We start from the raw sequence: 21430 nt of genomic DNA, 5'->3' as shown, positions 1-21430 counted from the left end.
AAGCAAAAATATGTCATTGCCAAAAGTCTTTTGTCGCCTCTAAAATCTCTTCTGTCGATGTTACTGTCGCTTCAATAATGCTCTTGCCAGTCTTTTTCAGATAGGCTTGTATCAGATGATAGCCATAAGCATAGCCCGCAGCATAAGGCATACCGACTGGTATTTGACCTTGAATCTCGGCAATTTCATCACCGTAGAGATAAGGAGCCATTTCCGCCATCCCTGTTAGCTGAAGCTGACTTGAGATGATGGGCTTAATCTTCTCTAATTGCTCTGGACTGGTTGAAGTGACCCAAGGTCCGATGAGCTCCTTACCATAGAGTTCAGCAGCAAAAGACTCTGCCAAGCCTTCACTGACTACCCAGTCTGCTAGTGTCGTCTGCTGATTCCATTTGACAAATTGAAAGCGGACATTGTGATTGCACTCGTGAGCCAACGCAGCCTGCACACGTGGTAAAGTATAGTCATTTGGTAGCAGACTAAGCATGAGGTAGCCTGGAATTCCGCCATCTCCGCTATAACCCTTATTGAGCTGTAGCATAGGTTTTTCTGGATTGCCCAATAAAATAGTAAAATGGTAATCCTCAACATCTAAGTCATAGCCAGCCTGCTCAAAAAGCCCAATACTCCTTTTGATGGTATCCTGGCAGTCCTGCCAGAGTTGATCAGAGCTCAGAGAGTCGATAGCTGGTCTATCCTTTTCTGAGAGAGTTGAGGGTAACTGGTTCATAAAGCCAAGTAGGAATAGAGCATCAAATCCTCCAGGATACTTTGCTTTCAGAGGAATGTGTTGCGTTTGGTATTTGGTTGCAAAAGGTGCTAATATTTTAGCTCGAAAGCAACCTTCTCTCTTTTCCAAAGGAAGCTCGAGCATCTCTTGGTAAACTTTATCTGAACGAATCATATTGATTTGCATGGTAATCTCCTTTCTTATCTATTATTAGTATAATCCCTTACCTAAGGTCAGAGTCAAGAAGAAAATTGAAATTATATCAAGATTCTAGTAATTGTTAGTAAAAAAACTAGAACTTTCGTATCAAACCATAATTTCAAGTAGGTTTACCCATTTTAAATCGTAACAGAAAAAACCACTACTCCTAAGAATAGCGGTTTTATATGTTTTTTAAGCTACTAATGTAGTTGCTCTATTATTTAAGAGTAACTGAAGCTCCAGCTTCTTCCAATTTAGCTTTGATTTCTTCAGCTTCTGCAGTTGCAACGCCTTCTTTAACAAGTGCTGGTGCACCGTCAACAAGTTCTTTAGCTTCTTTAAGACCAAGACCTGTGATTTCACGTACAACTTTGATAACGCCAACTTTTTTGTCGCCTGCAGATGTCAATTCAACGTCGAATGAATCTTTAGCAGCACCAGCGTCAGCAGCACCAGCTGCAGCAACAGCTACAGGAGCAGCTGCAGTTACACCAAATTCTTCTTCGATAGCTTTTACAAGGTCGTTCAATTCAAGGATTGAAGCTTCTTTAATTTCAGCAATAATGTTTTCAATGTTCAATGCCATTGTTATATCCTCCAAATAAGTTTTTAAATTTATAATATTTTTTTGTAGCTAGGCTACGCTGCGTAGCTTAAGATTAAGCTGCGTCTTCTTTGTTGTCTGCAACCGCTTTGACTGCAAGAGCAACGTTGCGCACTGGCGCTTGAAGTACAGAAAGGAGCATAGAAAGAAGTCCTTCGCGGTTTGGAAGAGTTGCAAGAGCAAGAATCTCTTCTTTAGATGCGACAGCGCCTTCGATTGCACCACCTTTGATTTCAAGTGCTTCAGCGTTTTTAGAAAAGTCGTTCAAGATTTTCGCTGGTGCGATAACATCTTCGTTAGAAAATGCTACTGCAGATGGTCCAACAAATACAGATGCAAGATCTTCAAGACCAGCTTTTTCAGCTGCACGACGCAAGATTGAGTTTTTAATCACTTTATACTCAACTTCGCTTCCACGAAGCTCACGACGAAGAACTGTATCTTGCTCAACTGTCAAACCACGAGCGTCTACAACGACGATAGATGCAGCAGCTTTCATTTTCTCAGCTACTACGTCAACTAGTTCCGCTTTTTTAGCAATAATTGCTTCACTCATTAGTGTGTTCACCTCCGTTATTATTTTGCTTGGGGAAATTTTTCAAAAGAAAAACGCGCCCAAACCTAGACACGAAAGTACAATACGCTTCTTTTTACATGATACGTTTTGTCCTCGGTAGGATACTTATGAGTCGAGCTCCCCTACTGTCTTAGGCAGTTTTTTCAAACCGTATATAAGTATAGCATAGTCAAAAAAAGAATGCAAGATTTTTGCAAACATTTTTTAAAATTTTTTCGTGATTTTTCTTTTAAAGTTCTACCGTCAAAACTTTACCTTGCTTGACAACCTGTTCTCCTGCAATATAGACATCATCAACATCACTGGATTTGACAGCATAAATAAGGTGAGAGAGCATATTTTCTTGGGGTTGGAGATGAATTTTCCCTTGTGGTTGAATAACGAGAAAATCTGCCTGTTTACCTACTTCCAGACTTCCTATCTGTTCTTCCATTCCTAGGACCCTAGCTCCTTCGATTGTCAGCGCCTTGAGAGCTGTTTCGATAGGAAATTGTCTGGCATCTCCACTTTTCATCTTCTGAAGAAGGGCTGCAGTCCGTCCTTCCTCAAACATATCTAGATTGTTATTGGAGGCAACCGAATCCGTCGCAATTCCGACTGCTACTCCTGCTTTTTGCAGTTGAATGATAGGAGCAATCCCTGATGCCAGTTTGAGGTTACTAATAGGATTGTGGGCAATAGACACTTGAGAAGTTGCCAAGCGTTCAATTTCTCTCTCGTTTAATTCGACCCCGTGAGCAAAGACAGACGGATGATCTAAGTAACCCAGTTCTTCTAGAAAGGCGAGGGGTCGTTTGCCATATCGTTTCAGGATAATCCCTGATTCCTCCTTGGTCTCCGCAACATGGATATGGAGAGGAATATTCAACTCTTTTGCCATATCTAAGCTTTCTGCCAGCAAGTCTCTACTACAGCTGTAGGGAGAATGTGGGGCTACCATCACCTTGAAATTTGGATTTTTATATCCAATAATTTCCTCAATGATTGCTCGAGTTCTGCTTATAGTTTCAGCAGTTGTCTCTGCCTCTGAAGAAAAAAGAGTCGGTGAGAAATAACAACGCATCTTGGAAGTTTTCACTGCCTGATAAATCCGTTCAATATCCATACCATTGGGATTATACATATCATTAAAGGTTGTTGTTCCTGACTGGAGCATCTCTATCATAGCTTCTTTAACCGCTCTTGTAGTCATGTCGGGAGTAAATCCTGCTTCTGCAGGCCAAATATAGTCATTGAGCCATTCATGGAGATTGCTGTCATCCCGAATTCCTCGCAATCCTGTCATAGCAGAATGGGTGTGACAATTGACCAAACCAGGCATAATCCAGGCGCCCTGATAGTCTATAATCTGCTCAGCTTGCTCTAAAATCTCTGACTTCTCTTGACCAACATAGACGATTTGAGAATCCTTAACTGCTAAGATTCCATCCAAATAAACATGGAAATCTTGGTCACAAGTCACGATATTTACATGCTGAAAGACTTTCATTCTAGGCTCCTTTTCTATAAGACAATTTACAGTGAATAATTTTTCTAGCTATTGTAACAAAAAAGTCACCCGAAGGCAACTTTTTTCGTTCATAAGATTTTAAAGCAGAAAGGATTATTCAAAGCTAAAAGCTGCAGCTTGCTGCATTTGATAATACTTACCCTTTCTAGCCATGAGATCCTGATGATTGCCATGCTCCACGATGTCACCATCCACTAAGACTAGAATCATATCCGCATCCTGAATGGTTGACAAGCGGTGGGCAATGATAAAGCTTGTACGCCCCTTCATGAGTTTAGCAAAGGCATCCTGAACCAGCACTTCTGTCCGCGTATCGATGGAAGAGGTTGCTTCGTCTAAGATAAGAATCTTAGGGATAGCTAGAAAGACTCGGGCTATGGTCAAAAGCTGGGCTTGACCGACAGAGAGAGATTCTCCTGCATTTTCCAACTTGGTATCGTATCCCTGTGGCAACTGTTGGATGAAAAAATCTGCATTGGCTGCTTTTGCAGCAGCAATCACCTGCTCCCGACTGGCTTTAGGATTTCCAAAGGAAATATTGTCATGAATGGTCCCTTGCTTGAGCCAGGTTTCTTGGAGCACCATTCCAAACTGCTGGCGTAAAGAGGCACGACTATAGTCATAAATGGATTTCCCATCCAGCAAGATATCTCCAGAGTTAATGGGATAAAACCGCATGAGAAGATTGATAAGGGTTGATTTTCCAGCACCTGTCGGACCAACAATAGCCACCTTGCTACCGGCTGGGATATCGATAGATAAATCCTTAATCAAAATCTTTTCAGGATGGTAGCCAAAATAGACATGTTTAAAGGAAATAGCTCCCTTAACTTGGTCACTAGTCAACTCTTCCTTACCTGTTTCAGCCACCTCAGGACTATCTAAGACTCCATAAACACGTTCTGCACAAGCCAAGGCACTTTGCAATTCGGCTAGAACTGAAGAAATATCATTAAAAGGCTTGGTGTATTGCTGAACATAGTTCAAAAAGGTTACTAAACGACCGATGGTCAAGGTTGAACCCATCATGATACGATAAGCTCCTACTCCAGCTAAAAGCGCATAAATGAGTGCATTGACAAAGCGAGTCGAAGGATTGACAGTTGAAGAATAAAAGATGGCTGACTGAGAATAGCCTGAGTAGTTGTCATTCGCCTCATACAGTCTTTGGATAAACTCTGTCTGAGCATTAAAGGACTGGATAATGGTCTGCTGGCTAAGCGATTCTTCAATCAACTGAGTCTGAATGCCCCTCGTCTCTGTTTGCTTCTGGAAGAGATGATAGGAGCGTTTGGCAATAAAACGTGAAATCACCATAGACAGTGGCGTCAACAGCAAGACCAAGAGGGTCATGAGGAGATGAATTTGAAGCATAGCTAGAATACTAACCAAAATCATTAAGACGCCAATAAAAAATTGATTAAAAATCATGGTCAAACCGGCCGCCAACTGTTCTATGTCTGTGGTCACACGACTGACCATCTCGCCACTGCCTTGCCGATCCACAAAAGCAATCGGTAAACGGTGGAGCTTATGGATGATTCGCTCTCGCAAGTCTCTGGTATAAGAGAAGATTAGGCGATAATAAAGAAGAGGATTGGCCCATTGTACCAGAGTATTTCCTATGACTACCAAGAGCATCTGAAGTAAAATTTGCCAAAAAACTGGCGAAGAACCAGCCACTAGGACTTGGTCGATGACCTGCCCAATCAGAATAGGTAGGTAAATCGATAAGCCAACTTGGGCAATAGTTCCTAGAAAGGCTAGGAAAAGGAGGAAAGGATGGCTTGATAAATCTTTTGCCAAACGTTTGAGCGTCTGGTTTGCAGTTTGTCGTCTCATGCTAGTTCTCCTTTCCATGCTGTGATGCATTGATTTCACGATAGACTTGACTAGTTTTCATCAAGTCCACGTGCTTGCCGATAGCTAAGAGCTCACCTTTTTCCAAGAGTAGAATCTGGTCAGCCATCTGTAAAGTCGAGGTGCGTTGAGAAATCAAAATTAAGCTCGTATTTGGCAAATTTTCTCGGATAGCTTTCAAGAGTTTGGACTCCGTAATGGTATCCAACGCCGAGGTTGCATCATCTAGGATGAGAAATGGAGCCTGGCGCAAGACTGCGCGAGCAATAGACAGCCTTTGTTTTTGTCCACCTGAGAAATTTCGACCTCCTGCCTCAACAGTGGTATCCAAGAGTCCTTCCTTTTCACTGACAAAATCCTTAGCTTGCGCAATCTCCAAGGCCTGCCAGAGTTCTTGGTCAGATACTTCTTGATTTAAACCCAAAGTCAAGTTGGAACGAATGGTTCCCTTAAAGAGTTCGACCTTTTGTGGCACATAGGAAATCCAAGACCGCCACTGCTCCAAATTAAGAGGACTAGATCCATCTCGATAAAGGTCAATGCTTCCCTGATCTGCTGGATAAAGACCAAGTAGGACTTGCACCAAGCTTGATTTACCAGAACCTGTTCCCCCAATGATACCAAGGATTTGCCCTTGCTTCATATCAAAAGAAATGTCTCTCAGAGAAGGCTGGGCTGCATCTGGATAGGTAAAAGTCAATTCTTGGACTTGTAAAACCTCCTCGCTGGTAGCTTGCTTTTGTTCTAACTCTGAATAAATGTCTTCTGGAGTTTCGGCAAAGACTTCCTCGATTCGCTTGGCTGAGATATAGGACTGGTTGAGAGAATTTATCAGCATGGCGAGCTTGACCAATTCCACCAAAATTTGCAAGAGGTAGTTGATGAGGGCAATTAGGGCACCTTGACTGAGCAAACCTCCTTGAATTGAAATATAGCCCTGCCAGATGATGACGAGGAGAGTTCCATTGACAATCAGATAAGTCAGAGGGGTTAATAAACTAGACCAGAAACCCGTCTTTTCTTGCAATCTAGCATAGACTTGGTTAAGGGTTTGAAAAATCTGTAACTCTCGTTTTTCTTGACCAAAGGCACGAATGACCCGCATGCCTTGTAATTGCTGGCGCGTTTCCTGAACCAGTTGGTCCGTTTTCTTTCTGAGACTGCTGTAGAGAGGATTGACCAGTCGAGAAAGACCTACAATGACAATGGTCAAAATAACAACCATGACCAAGAACCAGAAAGTCAGTTCAGCTGAGATTCGATAGGCCATAAAAATGGCTCCAAAAACGATAATAGGCGCTCGCAAAAAGAGACGCAGGAATTGATTGATACCAGTCTGAATCTGATAGGTGTCCGAAGTCAAGCGAGTCACCAAGCTAGAAGTTGTCAGACGGTCTCTGCTATCCTTGGGCAAGGAAAGAATATGACGATAAAGGTCGTTTGTCAGTTCTTTGGCAAATCCTACCGCTGCCTTGGCTGAGTAAAACTGAGCTACCAAGGCCACTACAACGCCAATCACTGCAAAGATAAGGAGCAGACCAATCTGCATCCAGAGATGTCCTTGATTTCTCTGGGGCAAGGATTGGTCAACAATCCCAGCAATCACCATGGGAACCAAGAGCTCAAAAATAGCTTCTAACAGCTTGAATAAGGGAGCTAAAATCGATTCCTTGATATAGGGTTTGAAGTAAGATAATAGGTGTTTCATAAATCCCTTCTATTCGTATTCTGGAAATAAAGAAAGTGGGAAGTGACCACCCTCTCTGTTTTATTTGTTTAAGTAAGGCAGTAGATAGCCATATCCTTCCTCTTCCATCTCATCCTTGGCCACAAAGCGCAAGGAAGCGGAATTGATACAGTAACGGAGGCCACCAAACTCACGCGGTCCATCTGTGAAAACATGACCCAAGTGAGCATTCCCCGACCGAGAACGAACCTCAATTCTCTCCATTCCATGGCTGAGATCCTTGTAATAATGAATCAATTCCTTGGAAATCGGACGGCTAAAACTTGGCCAACCACATCCTGAGGCAAACTTATCCTTGGCAAAAAAGAGGGGCTCACCTGTCGTAATATCTACATAAATCCCTTCTTCAAAGGTTTGGTCATAGGCATTGGTAAATGGAGCCTCTGTAGCAGCTTCTTGGGTAACACGATAGGATTCTTCAGATAAACTGCCCTTTAATACCTCTTGACTAGGCTTTTCATAATTTGCTGCGTCAATCAATGGCTTATCAGCATCGGTCACATCGATATGACAGTAACCTGAAGGATTCTTCTTAAGATAGTCTTGGTGGTAATCTTCAGCCAGAATGTAATGACGTAGCTTCTCCACTTCCACTGCAATCTTTCGACCAAACATGCGCTCCTGCTCCTGCACCACTGTGTAGATAGCTGGCAAATCAGCTTCATCTTGGTAATAAATTCCAGTCCGATACTGACGTCCACGGTCATTCCCTTGTTGATTGATTGATAATGGATCAATAACACGGAAATAATAAAGTAAAATCTCTCTGAGTGAAACTACCTTCTCATCGTAAATCACTTGAACCGTTTCTGCATGGTCTGTTTCCTTGAGCAACTGGTAATTGGTCGTTTCGACTTGACCATTAGCATAGCCAACACTGGTTGCTAGCACCCCAGAAATGCGTGAAAAATATTCCTCTAGGCCCCAAAAACAACCACCTGCTAGATAAATTTCTGCCATCTTTATTTCTCCTTTATCAAGTTTGTAACTAGACTTCTTTTCAAAAAAAGGATAGGAAGCCCTCTGGTCAAGAGTTTCCCCATCCTATCATCTATTCTTTATTTTGCTTCGACACGGACACCTTGGGTATCAACTTTCAAGCCATGAAGTTTTCCTTTGAAAGGTTGCTTTTCCAATTCTGACTTAATCGTTGACATCTTGTCATGAGAAGCCAAGACCATAACTGTCGGCCCAGCACCAGAAAGGTAGGTTGCATAGGCACCATTTTCTTTGGCTACTTGCTTAATCGTCGCAAATTCTCTCACCAAGTCCTGACGATAGCGTTCGTGGAAGAGGTCTCCCTCAATCGCTTGGCCAGCAGTCACCATGTCTCCTGCCAACAAGGCTGCAACCGCCACATTGGCGATAGAGCTAGCTGCAACAGCTTCCTTGTAAGACAATTTCTTAGGTAAGACACCACGGCTGTCTCGAGTACGCAATTCATAGTTTGGAATGTAGGCTAGGAAATCACATTCTGGGAAGTCTGCTACAATAGCTGAAACTTCCCCATCAACAGAGCTTGCAATAACGAGATTACCATAAATGGCCGGAGCTACATTGTCAGGATGTCCTTCAATCTTGGTCGCTAACTGCAATTTTTCATGGTCAGATAAGTTGAGATTTCCCAGTTGGTTGGCTAGTTCAATCCCAGCAACGATAACAGAGCTGGAAGAACCCAAACCACGCGCCAAGGGAACATCACTGGTCATTTTCAAGCGTCTTGGTTGCAAGTCTGGTACAATTTGCAAGGCAATTTTGAGCAAGAGATTACGCTCGTCATGTGGAATCCATTTGCCAATCTGGTGTTCAATCAACCACTCATCTCGTTCTTCACAGACCTCTATTTGAAGATACTTGGTTACAGCTACACCGACCGAGTCAAAACCTGGCCCGATATTGGCACTGGTTGCAGGTACAATAATCTTCATCTTATTCTCCTAGCACCTTGAAGGTATTCAAGAGGTCAAATTCTGAAACCTTCTTCAATTCAGCTGAAACATTTTCAAGCTGGGCTTTATTAATCTTGTGTGTGATGATAACGACACGCGCCTTGTCACCATCTTTTCCATCTTGGAGAATTTGCTTAAAGGAAATTTCTTGGGCATTGAAGATTTCAGCCAACTTCAAGACCTGACCTTTTGAGTCTGGTGCCAAGATTGAGAAGTAGTAATTTGCTTTGACATCCTCTGGATTTGCCAAGACCAAGTCACGGCTATATTCGTTGAAGTCTTTGCCAATGGTACCATCATTCAAGCGACGAACGATACGGACAATGTCTGCCACAACACTTGTTGCAGTTGGTTTTTGGCCTGCACCTGGTCCGTAGTACATAGACTCACCAATACCGATAGATTCTACAAAAACAGCGTTCATTACCCCATTCACACTGGCAAGTGGATGCGCTTTAGGAAGGAAGGTTGGAGTTACTTCTGCAGCAATACCTGAAGGAGTTTCCTCGATTGAACCAACCAATTTCACTACATAACCAAGCTCTTGAGCTACAGCTACATCTTCAGGTGTGATGTTACGAATTCCCTTGTGGGCCACATCGTCAAAGGCAACCTTCATGCCAAAAGCAAATTGGCTCAAAATCACCATCTTGTAGGCTGCATCAATCCCATCTACGTCATTTGTCGGGTCACTTTCTGCAAATCCTAGTCTTTGTGCTTCCGCAAGAGCATCATCGTAAGACCAGCCTTCTTCCACCATCTTGGTCATCATGAAGTTGGACGTTCCGTTGACTACTCCAAGCACACGCGTAATTTTATCAGAAGCCAAGGAATTTGCCAAAGTACGAAGAATTGGAATCCCACCAGCTACTGCTGCTTCATAGTAAAGTGCTACCTTGTTAGCTTTAGCGATTTCTAACAATTCTGCACCATGGACAGCCAAAAGGTCCTTGTTAGCAGTAACAACGTGTTTTCCAGCTTCCAAGGCACGAGTGATAAAGGTCTTAGCAGGTTCGATACGCCCCATCAATTCCACTACAATCGTAATGTCTTGATCTGACAAAATGTCATCCACATTGGTTACAAAGTTAAAGTCATTCCCTGCTGTAAGCAAGCGATTTTTCTCATCTTCATCCTTGACCAACACCTTAGCAACTTCAATCTCTGAATGTGCTGATTGATTGATTTTTTCTCCATTTTCCTTTAGGAGGAAAGGCACACCACTTGCAACGGTACCAAATCCTAGTAAAGCAATTTTAACTGTCATGTTTGTCTCCTCGAAATTTTCTAATATAGCCATTATAACAGAATTTTGTGAAAATTCCTATTATAGTAAATCACTATTTCAATCTAGAAAAGAAAAAACGAATCAGACGATTCGCTCTTCTCAAAATCTAGAAATAGCTTTCCAGAAAGGATTATCCAATCTTTTGCAGATTAAGTACTGCATCGTGATTCATCAAGACTTGACCATACTCTTGCAAGACTGAACGACTGATGTCACTATCATCCGCAAACTCGCGCATACGGGCCAAAAGCCAAGCTGGATATGGACTTGGATGATTTTCAATATCCACTAAAATGGTCAAATAATAGCGCTCATTCATCTTGTAAAGTTCAGAAGTTTCCATCTCAAAAGTCACTGTCTTGGCAAAAGCCACCAAATCAGCCAACTTAGCAAAAGAAAGGATGTAGTAGATGTAAGGCTCTTTCTTGCTTTCAGCTTCTTGTTCAGCCTGCTCTTCCTCTTCTTCCTTGGCTTCAACTTGCTCTAGAGATTGAATGGCTTCGATATCATCTTTGGTTTTGTCCGCGATGCTTTTTTCTAAAGTTTTAATAAACTCATCTGGCGACATTTGAGCCAATTCTTCCATGTCTGGTAAATCTGATAAATCTTCAAAATCTAGATTTTGGTCAATCTTTGACTTGGTCACAAAGACATCTACCTTATCAGGTTTTGGAGTTACACGGAAGCTCAACATGCCTGTATCTAGAAAGCTATCAGGCATCTCTAACTCATCCAAGATAGCATAAAAGAACTCTTCTGTTTTTTCTTGAGGAACAAGAAAGTCAGCAATCTCCATTCCTCGATCCATCAAATCTTCTAAAGACATCGTGATTTTTAAAGTAGTATCACTAATTTGTTTCATTTTCATTGCTAGTAACCTCATACTTTCAGTTCTATCTATTATACTAGATTTTTACGATTTTATCAAAAGAAGGCTCCTCTATCAAGCTAGATTTTCCCCAGGGTCTTTCTGTAGCAGACTCTAAAAGAAAATTTCTGATGACAAATAGAAAAAGCCTTCAAAATCGACTCTTAGCCAACTTTGAAGACCTGATACATCAGAATGCTTATAATTTAAAGGTTGCTACACCGAGGATAGAACGATTTAAGTTTCTAAGAATTTGAAGACTTTGTTCAAATTTCTTATAACGAGTCACTCCATACTCTTCAACAAGAAGGACTGTATCTCTTTCCAAAAGAGATGGTACATCTTGTAAATCCACAAAATGCATTCCTTTTAAGGCCTCTTGATTTTGTTTCAATTTATCTAGGATAGCTTTGTTTGAGCTAACGATTGTTAATTCTTGTCCAGCATTTTTGTATGATAGGATATCTGCTAGGTTGGCAATTGTTGTAATCTCTGTTACAAAATCAATTTGATACTGAGAAAAATCACCTGCTCTATTGATGGTTGGATTAAAGAGATAAACCAATACATTTCCCATCACAACCAAAATCACACAAACTACTCCAATAACAGCTAAACGGAGAATCAAGTTCTTCACATTCAATCCAAGCGCTGTCTCACCGTTTGCATTCAATTCTTTAGAGTTGATGGTTTCCAATTTTTCAATTTTTACATTTGCATAAGTGTGTTTAAATTTCTCAATCAATCCATCAATTTTTCGCTCCAACAAGTCATTAGCATCTTTACTTGGTGTCAAAATTTTCACACCAACCCCTGCATCGTCAATCATATAGTAGACAGTTAATTTTTTCCACCAATAATCATTCGTAGAATTTTTCAAGGTTGTTTCTGTCGTATCTAATTCACTGGCAATTTTTTTCAACTCACTAGGCTCTACATCATTGAAAAGATAAGCTCCATTCAAATTCCCATCAATCAATTTCCCGTAGAAATCACTATAACCACCAATTTGATGATTCAAAATCGTTTTAGCTGAATCTTCTGGAGGAGTGATTTTATAGCTAAGATAAGTTGAATAACTTGTTGTGTCTTTGACAGTGTTTTTATTCTTAACTGCCTTAATTGTAAATGGTACAGCAATGAGAGCAAATAAAGCGATGAGAGCTAAAATATTTACTTTTCTTTTTTTATAAAGATTTGCAAACAAATCAGCTACTGAATAATGTTCAAACATGATTTTTTTCTCCTTTGTTGAGTAGATACTGGTTCTCTTTTGTAAGCATTTTCGCTACGAATATAATCACAAGAACAATTCCCCAGAATTGCATTGTAAATAAATTGAAGAAACTTTCTGAAAAGCTACTTCTTGGCATAAAGAATAGATTATTCAAGATGAGTAGGGACAAGGCAAATAGGATTGTTCTTGAACGATAGGCTACTTGCAGCATGGCTATGAATAACATACCTAGCAAGAGACTAAGTAGAAAGACTCCTATCATACCATAGTCGGTATACAACTCCATAATATAGCTACTTCCGATACCATGTCCTTTCAAGTATTCCTTGTTTAAGACAAGATAGGATAGATTGTGGGCATAACTATTACTATCAATAGCTAGTTCCACACTATTGGTTGTATGCTCAAAGGCTTTTCCTCCGAAAATGGCCCCTAAACTTCCCCTTGCAAAATAATCAATAACAGGACCAAAAGTAAAATTACGGAAATCTCGGTAAGGGAGGCTACTGTTAAATAGAAAACCTCTAGCCAAAACACCAAAACTGGTTCCTTGTTTATAGATAAAGTCAAGCAGGATATCCCAGAAACCTGTATGGGAAACTTGGACATTATCCCGTACATAATTGAGTATTCCCATCGCTAACATGAGAATAGGAGAACCTACAAAAATCGCTAACTTCTCTTTAAACCCAATCCATTTTCCCTTTTCTGTTTGCTCCCGCATAAAGTAATAAACGAAAGCAAATAAAATACTTAAAATAAAGGGATTGCGTGTCCCGATTGCTAAATGAATAGTATTAGCTGCAATAAAGGAGACAAGCACTACTGTTGCCTGCCATTTCTTTGGCTTGGTTGCCAAATACATACACATTGCATAGACCGTAAATGTTGATAAGATATAGGTAAAATAAGGCAGTTTACTTTCAAAGTTTGCATAGTAGGTATAGTAGGAAGTCTGCAAGCGATACAGGAGTCGTTCAAATAAGCGAATAAAATAGAAAGGATAGGTTAGAAGAAAAACTCCTAGCGATACAAAGCGCAACCGCTTGATGTAAACCTCTTTTAGAGAACTTTCTATCTTCGATACTTGTATTTTCTTTCTAGCTATAAAATAGCGAGCTAGGAGCCCCCCTGTGGTCAATCCCAATATCGAAACCATGACAACTATAAAGGCAAAACGATAGGCTATGGGATGATAGGTATCCAAAGCGCCATCTCTAAAATAATCAATGGTCGGCCTTGATACCAGAAATACAAAAATAGTTAAAAAGAAAATAAAATGGATTAAGTAATACTTGATATCATTCCAACAAGCAATTAAGCTACTAACCAGTAAGAACAATAAAGTAGAAAGCAAGCTAACATTGTTATTATTAAACAGATATACAATTCCACTTACTAGCGTCAAGGCATAACTGACTATGGTCAAACTAAATAATAATCGTTTTCCATCAATCACTTGCTCACCCCCGTTCTAATGTAATTTTTTAGATTTTTCAATATTTTTTAGTAATAAGAATCGGTATAAGGAAATATTTATGAATAGAGCCAAAGCACTAATTCTTCTGCCCTTACGGAAAATTGGATTCCTAGCAATAGCAAAGGCATGGCCTTTTAAAAAACGATGAATCTGGGAATAGGCTTCAAACTGTTTATACTGATCATCTAGTAACATCTTATCCAGAATAAAAAAGTAGGCATAGGCCAATCTGAAAAAAGCAACCTCTTTCAAATCCGGATAGTTTTTCACAACTTCATTGTAAAACTTTTGGTAGATATCAATATAGGCTAAATCCTTCTCTGCATAGGGTTTAGTCGTAATACTATCCCCTCTATGGAAATAGTAATAATAGGGTTTGGTATTAACAACGTACTTCTTAGCCAACTTGATTAAATCAAAATGATAATAAGCATCTTCATAAATCAATCCCTTTGGAAAGGATAGGGCAGTTGCAATCTCTCTCTTGACTAGCTTATTGCAGATCGTTCCAGGTATTTTTTCACCTATGAGGTATTCCCTCAGAAATGTTTGGGAATCACAGACAAAATAGTCATCCTGATTGGCTGACTGTGGACTTTCATCATTAGCATAGACATTCATAACACCACAGCTCGAAACATCCGCATCTTCTTGAATTAATTGCTCATATAAGCTCTGAATCATTTCTGGATGGATATAATCATCTGAGTCAATAAAAATCAGATAATCTCCGTGAGCCTGCTTCATTCCATCATTTCGTGCTTGCGACAAACCTTCGTTCTTTTTATGAAGCACTGACACCCTATCATCTTGTTCAGCGATTGCATCACACAAGCGACCACTTTCATCTGTTGCACCATCATCAACAAGAATAATTTCCAGGTTTTGATAGGTCTGCTTCTGAATGGAAGCTATCGATTTTTCTAGGTACTGCGCCACATTATAGACTGGCACAATGACACTAATTAATGCAGTTTCCATGCTACTCCTCTAATAGTTTTTCTACTTGTTCGATTTGTTTGGCAATTGTAAATTGTTGAATGAATTGACTGGCTTCATTAACATCAAAGTTTGAAGCAGAAGTCATGTAGTCAATAATTGCCTGAGCCGCCTCTTGGTTGCTTTCAATGATTTGCCCAAATCGTCCTTCTTGGGATAATTCCTCAGCCCCTCCGACATCCGTAGAAACAAAAGGAAGTCCTAGACTCAAGGCCTCCACATACACTCCAGGAAAGCCTTCTTGTTTAGACATAGACAAGAGAACTTTCATCTGAGACAAATACTGGTAAGGATTTTTTTGATAACCAAGGAAATGTACATAGTCTTCAAGCTCATACTCTTTGACGCGGTTTTTCAGTTCCTCTTCCATATCACCAGCCCCTATGAAGTAGAGATGATAGTTTTTTCCCTCTTGGTGTAATAACCTCATCACTTCCACCACGCGGTCAGAACCCTTATTTTCCTCAATCCGTCCGATAGTACAGATACTTTGAGGCGCAATCTCGATATTTATCTTCTCTTGAGATTTTTCTAGAATAGTCTGAAAATCATATCCATTGTAGACCGTCTGTAATTTCGAAGCATAGTCTGGATAGACTTCCTTGATAGAATTACTGGTCTTTTTTGAAATTCCTACAATGGTATCCGCAGCATCCAACTGGCGTCTATGTGATTCTCTTTTGGAGCTATCCTTAAGAAATTCTTCGATACTTCCATGAATCCAAGAGATTTTCTTGACTTCTTTTCTTTTAGAAAACAAAAGTGGAGGATTCATAATGGTAAAAGAAACTTCAACATCATAGTCATCTTTTACAAGCAAGCGACGAGTCAGCCTTGGAAAATAAATTCTCATTCTCCACAAAAAAGCTCGTAACCATCTAGCTTGGCGATAATCTTGAAAGGATTTTAAAATGCCTACATGCTTGGGCACAGATTCGTACCCCTTGTCAAAATGCTCCATTTCAAGAATATCAATATCATACTTTTCTGGATCCAGATTTGAAACAATGGTAGATAGAATCTTTTCTGCACCGCCTCCGAGAGAAAAAGACCACATAAAAAATAAGATTTTTTTCTTAGCCACCATATTCTCCCTTGTATTCTGTATAAGACTTATCCATATCAGCGATGACAGCATCATGATGCGGTACTTGCTTGTCTGCTGGTGGTGGCGTCATATAGTCTCCAAAAGCAGTGCTAAGATAGGCATCATAGCCGACTGGAATGGGCATCTCAGTTCCTTCAAATGGCAAGAAGAGATTATCCTCAAAAGATGCGATTGGATACTTGTTTCTCATGTAGCCAGGACCGGAGCATAATTCCGTGATTCCATCGCTCTCAGCTAGACCATACTTGGTCATTTCTTTTTCAGCTTTTTTCCATATGCGATAACGGAGAGCTTTTGGCGTTACCCCCAGTAAAATACGGCTTCCCCATTTCATTACTGCACCATGCTTTTCTGGAATAGTTTGCGCACAAAAGAGTGAATAAATCAGTGCCCAGCGAACCTGTTTCTTCCGCTCAGCTGGATTTTTAGGATAATAATCCAAAGGCAAGACATCTAAGGCAAGACCATGTGGCAATTCTAAATCCTGCTGATAAGGTTTGATACAGGTCGTTTCCTTATCACGAATGGTAATAAAAAGATTGCGGTCGACAAAATCCTTGTTACTCTTCGACAAGAAATAACGTTCATCTGCATAACGAGGCCATAATTCTGCCAATTTTTCATAATCCTTACGGGGCATAAAAAAATCTAGATCATCATCCCAAGGAATAAAACCCTTGTTTCGAAGGGCACCAATAGCACCTCCACCACAGAGATAACAAAGCAAATCATGTTCTTTACAAAAGGCCACAAAATATTCAGCCATCTCCAGACTTCGAGCCTGAATAGCTTTTAAATCAGTCATATTGTTCATTATTCTTTCTATCGTATCGTTCCATTATACCACAAATAAGGGATGAAAATCTATTGCAGACTGTAAAAAATCAAAGCCTGACTGCTAGATACATAGCCTTCAAACTTTGATTTTTCTATCTTATCTCATTCCCATTTGAGATAGCTTGGTTTGATATTTATTTTGGTCTACTAAGAGTGCCTGTCCTCCATAGACATCATAGGCATCGACCCAATCACCTAGTTCTGGAACTGTTAATCTCTCAATACCATTTTGCGCTCCATCTAGGAAGGATAAGCCATTGGTCAATAAGAAACTATAGGGAACATTCGTAGAGGTCATACCAAAGACCTTACCTAATGCTTCTGATCCAGTAAAGAGTTTAGTTGGATCCTTGAGTTGTTGCAGAACAGCTGTCAACACTTGCTGTTGTCTCTTGGTACGACCGTAATCACCTTCATCATCATCACGGAAGCGAGCATAATTTAGCAAGGTTGAACCGTTCATCTGCTGTTTCCCAACTTTAATCGTCTGGGTTGGTGACTCTGTTTCCGTAGCATGTAAATCATCTCCGACTGTAGCTTCGGTTAAAGGTTGACCTTCTAAGGTTGAGAATTTGGCATCAATCGTCACACCATCAGGAAATAGAGTGTCAATAGCGGTTGCGAAGGCCTGGAAATCTACTAAAGCGTAATATTTAATGTCCAAGTCAAAATTGTCTTTTAGGACTTTCCGGACCATTTCAGCCCCTTTTTGCCCCTCTTGTTCCCCCAACTCATAGGCCACATTCAACTTATTATCGGATTGCTTTCTACCGTTAATGACTTGGCTATAACCGTCTATATAAACCAAATTGTCACGCATAAAGCTGGCCAGCTTGATTTTTTTATCTGAGCCACCAACGTTTAGAACCATAATCGAGTCCGTTCTCGTCTCAGCACTGTTCTGGCCAATCCGTCCATCCGTCCCCATAATCAAAATATTGACCCCATCCTTGGTATCTTGACCATGAAAAACTTCTACTTGAGCTGCCTTAGCATTGGCAGGTTTGGTTGGATCCGCATTTGAATAACCTTTTAGGAACATAAAAATCATGCCAAAACCGACACAGGCTAGAAGAGCAAGCAATCCTGCAAAAATGCGCCCCCAACGAATCTTACGTTTCTTGAACTTAACCTTTGGAAGAGAATGGCTTTTCTGGTATTTTTTTGCACGACTACGGTTACCATAGGATGGAAGAGGAGACTGATTGATTGGTTCCATGAAAGACTCTTCCATATCATGATTTTCACTATGAATTTCTGGTGAAGCTTCACTACCACTAGCCATATTTAACTTACCTTGCAAATAAGCAAACTCTTTTTTCTCTCGCTCATTGAGGTAATGAATGTTCTTAAAGAGATAGTCATAACGTAACTGCTCATGATGACTTAAGGGATTTTCTTTACTCATCTTCTCTCCTTTCCGTGGTCTGATATTGGATAAATAGGATAGGCTCCCAGTACTTTATACTGGATTCCAATCGCTTCTAATTCTTTTTGGGCAAAGTTAACCAAATCCTTATCGGCATAATCCACATCGATAATGAAAAAGTATTCTCCCAGTGCTGTCTTGAGTGGTCGACTTTCAATTTTTGTCAGATCAATTCCTCTCCAAGCAAAGGTCGATAGGGCCTTATAGAGGGCACCTGGAAGGTTGTCAGGTAAGGTCAAGGCCAAACTCATTTTCTCAGTTTGTGCTTGCAAGGGAATGGCTGCACCTTCAGCTCCCAAAACCCAGAAACGTGTGAAATTAGCTTCCATTTCCTGAATATCCTCAGCAATCAGTTCCAAGCCATATTCTTCTGCAGAACTTCTTGGTGCAATGGCTGCATAAGGCTGGTCTGGATGTTCGGAAATAAAGCGGGCCGCATAGGCTGTACTAGCAGTCACCTCGATTTGGGCCTCTGGATATTGTTCATCGATGAATTTCTTTCCTTGAGCCAAAGCCTGTGGATGAGAAAAAATCTTTTCAATCTTAGTATGGCCTGGAACCACCATCAACTGCTGATGAATAGGCTGAACGATTTCTGCAACTGCTTGAATGCGAGCCTGATGAAAAAGGTAGTCCAAGGTTTCATGAACACTACCCTCGATAGAATTTTCAACTGGCACCACAGAATAGTCCACTAAGCCTTGCTCATAGGCCTTGATGACATCTGTAATATTGGCAAAGGCCTGCAATTCCTCCTGAGGAAAAGCAGTCTGCACAACGTGGTGTGAAAATGATCCCTTGGGACCTAGATAAGCAATTTTCATCTTAGTTCCTCTATAATTTCCTCTGGACTTAGCTTGGTCACATCCAAAACCCGACTAGCCACTTCCTCATACCAAGCCTGTCTTTCTTGAAAAATAGCTGCAAGTTCTTCCTTGCTATTATTTAGAAAAAGCGGGCGCTGATTGTCCTTATCAGTTGATATGCGTTGGTAGAGGGTTTCAAAATCTGCTTTCAGGTAGATGTTATCAGAATTGGTCTTTAGTAAGTCACGATTTCGCTGAGAAACGACCACTCCTCCACCAGTTGACACAACTTGGTCTCTTTGTAGTAACTCAGCTAATACTTCTGACTCTACCTGTCGAAAGACCTCTTCTCCCATTTCCAAGAAAAATTCCGCAATGGACATACCTAGACGCTTCTCAATCAGGGCATCCATATCAAGGTAATTAGGGTCCAAGCCTCTTGCAATAGTCGATTTGCCAGCCCCCATAAATCCTAGTAATACCTTAGCCATGAATCAAGCTCTCCAAATCATCAAAGAAGCTAGGATAGCTGGTATTGATAGCTTCTGCACGATCAAGCTCAACTTCTCCATCAGCAACCAAGAGGGCCGCGATAGCCGTCATCATGCCGATACGATGGTCTCCAAAAGTATTGACTCTAGCACCGTGAAGGGCTGATTTTCCTTTGATAATCATTCCATCTGCCGTCGGAGTAATATCTGCTCCCATACTATTTAAAGCGTCTGCCACAACCTGAATGCGGTCTGTTTCTTTGACTTTAAGTTCCTCAGCATCCTTAATAACTGTTACACCTTGAGCTTGGGTCGCAAGTAGAGCGATAACTGGCAATTCATCAATCAAGCGTGGAATCAAAGCGCCACCAATCTCTGTTCCTTTCAAGTCAGAAGACTCAACAGTCAGGGTTGCAGATTTAGCGACTGGGTCAATTTCAGTAACTTCTAATTTTCCACCCATGGCGCGAATGACATCAATGATACCAGTACGCGTTTCATTGATGCCCACATTTTTAAGCACCACACGAGAATTTGGAACAATCAAACCAGCAACTAGCCAAAAGGCTGCACTGGAAATATCTCCTGGAACAACCACCTTTTGTCCTGTCAATTTTTGTGGTCCTTGGACTGTGATTTTCTTGCCATCCACACTTAAATGACCACCAAATTGTTGCAACATATCTTCAGTATGATTACGGGTGCATTCTTTTTCGATAATCACTGACTCCCCCTGAGCCTGCAAGGCTGCAAAGATCAAGGCGGACTTGACTTGGGCAGAGGCAATTGGTAACTCATAATGAATAGGTCTTAGGTTTTTCGTCCCTTTTAAGTGAAGGGGAGGCAGGTCTCGCTCAGTTTGCCCTGAAATGCTGACGCACATTTTTTTCAGTGGAATAGTCACACGATCCATAGGGCGTTTGGATAGACTGTCGTCTCCGAACATCTCTACTTCAAAATCTGCACCAGCAAGGACACCTGAAATCAGACGAATTGAGGTGCCAGAATTTCCCATATCAAGGGCATTTTGCGGCGCTTTTAAGCCATCCATGCCTACACCTTGAATGGTAATAACCCCATCTTTGTCCTCAATTTCAACACCAAGGTCACGAAAAACCTGCATGGTCGAAAGAACGTCTTCACCTCGCAGAATATCATAAACCTTGGTCTCACCCTCAGCCAAACTTCCAAAGATAATAGAACGGTGACTGATAGACTTGTCACCTGAAACTCGGATACTGCCGTGTAAGTGGCTAATGTTTGTTTTTAGTTTCATACTGGACCTCATACTTGCAATACTTTTACCTATTTTATCATAAAAAGCCAGAAATTCCTTAAAAATTCCTGACTTTATGATAGTTATTTTCTTATTTTAGCAATTCTGAAACTGGTTCGAAAACAATTTTTTCAATGTCAGAAAGGTAAATTGCCAATTGTTGTTGCTTAATAAAGAATTCTGATAAGAGGCTATTCCCCTGAATCTGCTTGCCAAAGTTTTCCATTTTCGCTTGGAAGGAAGCGTCTGGCATTTGACCTGTCTGCGCTAGTCTTTGAATTTCCTCTTGGAAAGCAACATATTCTGTAAAGATTTTGCTTGCCTCAGCATCTGCTGCAATCGCATCTTTAGCTGTTTTTACAGCCTTGTATTCTGGTAATTCGCGTAGACCGCGACTAAGTTCATTTGCACTATCGTAAATATTTGACATAAT

20 protein-coding genes and 1 other annotated feature are annotated in these 21430 nt (G+C 40.8%); all 20 genes read right to left on the bottom strand.

Going from position 1 to position 21430, the window contains the following annotated elements; genetic code table 11:
- Nucleotides 1–13: 13 nt before the first annotated feature.
- The 20 genes from M1F55_RS04895 to M1F55_RS04800 all read right to left on the bottom strand — a co-directional run bounded on the left by M1F55_RS04895 (nt 14) and on the right by M1F55_RS04800 (nt 21427).
- Complete coding sequence (locus M1F55_RS04895) at nt 14–916, bottom strand: DUF2268 domain-containing putative Zn-dependent protease (RefSeq protein WP_247947397.1); 903 nt, start codon at nt 914–916, stop codon at nt 14–16.
- Between the two features lie 232 nt (nt 917–1148).
- Entirely contained in the window at nt 1149–1517 is a 369-nt protein-coding gene (gene rplL / locus M1F55_RS04890; RefSeq protein ID WP_001196965.1) for a 50S ribosomal protein L7/L12, read from the bottom strand.
- Nucleotides 1518–1590: 73 nt separating this feature from the next.
- Nucleotides 1591–2091, bottom strand: coding sequence for a 50S ribosomal protein L10 (gene rplJ / locus M1F55_RS04885; RefSeq protein WP_001287277.1), 501 nt, complete (start codon nt 2089–2091; stop codon nt 1591–1593).
- Between the two features lie 38 nt (nt 2092–2129).
- Nucleotides 2130–2265: a sequence feature (ribosomal protein L10 leader region), on the bottom strand.
- 76 nt (nt 2266–2341) lie between these two features.
- Complete coding sequence (locus M1F55_RS04880) at nt 2342–3601, bottom strand: TRZ/ATZ family protein (RefSeq protein WP_049515665.1); 1260 nt, start codon at nt 3599–3601, stop codon at nt 2342–2344.
- Between the two features lie 114 nt (nt 3602–3715).
- Entirely contained in the window at nt 3716–5464 is a 1749-nt protein-coding gene (locus M1F55_RS04875) for an ABC transporter ATP-binding protein (RefSeq protein WP_024057161.1), read from the bottom strand.
- Nucleotide 5465: 1 nt separating this feature from the next.
- Nucleotides 5466–7190 (bottom strand): ABC transporter ATP-binding protein, encoded by a 1725-nt coding sequence (locus M1F55_RS04870; protein WP_247947396.1) that lies wholly within the window; start codon nt 7188–7190, stop codon nt 5466–5468.
- Nucleotides 7191–7250: 60 nt separating this feature from the next.
- The gene (msrB, locus tag M1F55_RS04865) at nt 7251–8189 is read right to left on the bottom strand and encodes a peptide-methionine (R)-S-oxide reductase MsrB (RefSeq protein WP_153198765.1); all 939 of its coding nucleotides are present in this window, start codon (nt 8187–8189) and stop codon (nt 7251–7253) included.
- Nucleotides 8190–8287: 98 nt separating this feature from the next.
- Nucleotides 8288–9157, bottom strand: a complete 870-nt coding sequence (thrB, locus tag M1F55_RS04860) for a homoserine kinase (RefSeq protein ID WP_023946378.1) — start codon at nt 9155–9157, stop codon at nt 8288–8290.
- A 1-nt stretch (nt 9158) separates the two neighbouring features.
- On the bottom strand, nt 9159–10445 hold the full coding sequence (locus tag M1F55_RS04855; RefSeq protein ID WP_000216355.1) for a homoserine dehydrogenase: 1287 nt from the start codon (nt 10443–10445) through the stop codon (nt 9159–9161).
- Between the two features lie 151 nt (nt 10446–10596).
- Nucleotides 10597–11334: an adaptor protein MecA gene (gene mecA / locus M1F55_RS04850; RefSeq protein WP_000782674.1), complete on the bottom strand. Its 738-nt coding sequence runs from the start codon at nt 11332–11334 to the stop codon at nt 10597–10599.
- Between the two features lie 199 nt (nt 11335–11533).
- Complete coding sequence (tarQ, locus tag M1F55_RS04845) at nt 11534–12568, bottom strand: teichoic acid biosynthesis protein TarQ (protein ID WP_247947395.1); 1035 nt, start codon at nt 12566–12568, stop codon at nt 11534–11536.
- Entirely contained in the window at nt 12561–14030 is a 1470-nt protein-coding gene (locus M1F55_RS04840; protein ID WP_247947394.1) for an O-antigen polysaccharide polymerase Wzy family protein, read from the bottom strand. The genes tarQ and M1F55_RS04840 overlap by 8 nt, the downstream gene beginning before the upstream one ends.
- 15 nt (nt 14031–14045) lie before the next feature.
- Nucleotides 14046–15032, bottom strand: coding sequence for a glycosyltransferase family 2 protein (locus M1F55_RS04835; RefSeq protein ID WP_247947393.1), 987 nt, complete (start codon nt 15030–15032; stop codon nt 14046–14048).
- Nucleotide 15033: 1 nt separating this feature from the next.
- Nucleotides 15034–16137, bottom strand: coding sequence for a glycosyltransferase (locus M1F55_RS04830; protein ID WP_247947392.1), 1104 nt, complete (start codon nt 16135–16137; stop codon nt 15034–15036).
- The gene (locus M1F55_RS04825; protein WP_247947391.1) at nt 16127–16972 is read right to left on the bottom strand and encodes a LicD family protein; all 846 of its coding nucleotides are present in this window, start codon (nt 16970–16972) and stop codon (nt 16127–16129) included. Before M1F55_RS04825 ends, M1F55_RS04830 begins: the two co-directional genes overlap by 11 nt.
- A 120-nt stretch (nt 16973–17092) precedes the next feature.
- Nucleotides 17093–18403, bottom strand: a complete 1311-nt coding sequence (locus M1F55_RS04820) for an LCP family protein (protein ID WP_214614660.1) — start codon at nt 18401–18403, stop codon at nt 17093–17095.
- Nucleotides 18400–19248 carry a prephenate dehydratase gene (pheA, locus tag M1F55_RS04815; protein WP_214614661.1) on the bottom strand — a complete coding sequence of 283 codons (849 nt, stop codon included), beginning with the start codon at nt 19246–19248 and terminating at the stop codon, nt 18400–18402. Before pheA ends, M1F55_RS04820 begins: the two co-directional genes overlap by 4 nt.
- On the bottom strand, nt 19245–19721 hold the full coding sequence (locus M1F55_RS04810) for a shikimate kinase (protein ID WP_214614662.1): 477 nt from the start codon (nt 19719–19721) through the stop codon (nt 19245–19247). Before M1F55_RS04810 ends, pheA begins: the two co-directional genes overlap by 4 nt.
- Nucleotides 19714–20997, bottom strand: coding sequence for a 3-phosphoshikimate 1-carboxyvinyltransferase (gene aroA / locus M1F55_RS04805; RefSeq protein WP_247947390.1), 1284 nt, complete (start codon nt 20995–20997; stop codon nt 19714–19716). The genes M1F55_RS04810 and aroA overlap by 8 nt, the downstream gene beginning before the upstream one ends.
- Before the next feature lie 91 nt (nt 20998–21088).
- The gene (locus M1F55_RS04800; RefSeq protein ID WP_247947389.1) at nt 21089–21427 is read right to left on the bottom strand and encodes a YlbF/YmcA family competence regulator; all 339 of its coding nucleotides are present in this window, start codon (nt 21425–21427) and stop codon (nt 21089–21091) included.
- Between the last annotated feature and the right edge of the window lie 3 nt (nt 21428–21430).

It is taken from the genome of Streptococcus mitis (genome assembly GCF_023109235.1).
Lineage (GTDB): Bacteria > Bacillota > Bacilli > Lactobacillales > Streptococcaceae > Streptococcus > Streptococcus mitis_DA.
This window is presented reverse-complemented; position numbering and strand designations above follow the sequence as displayed.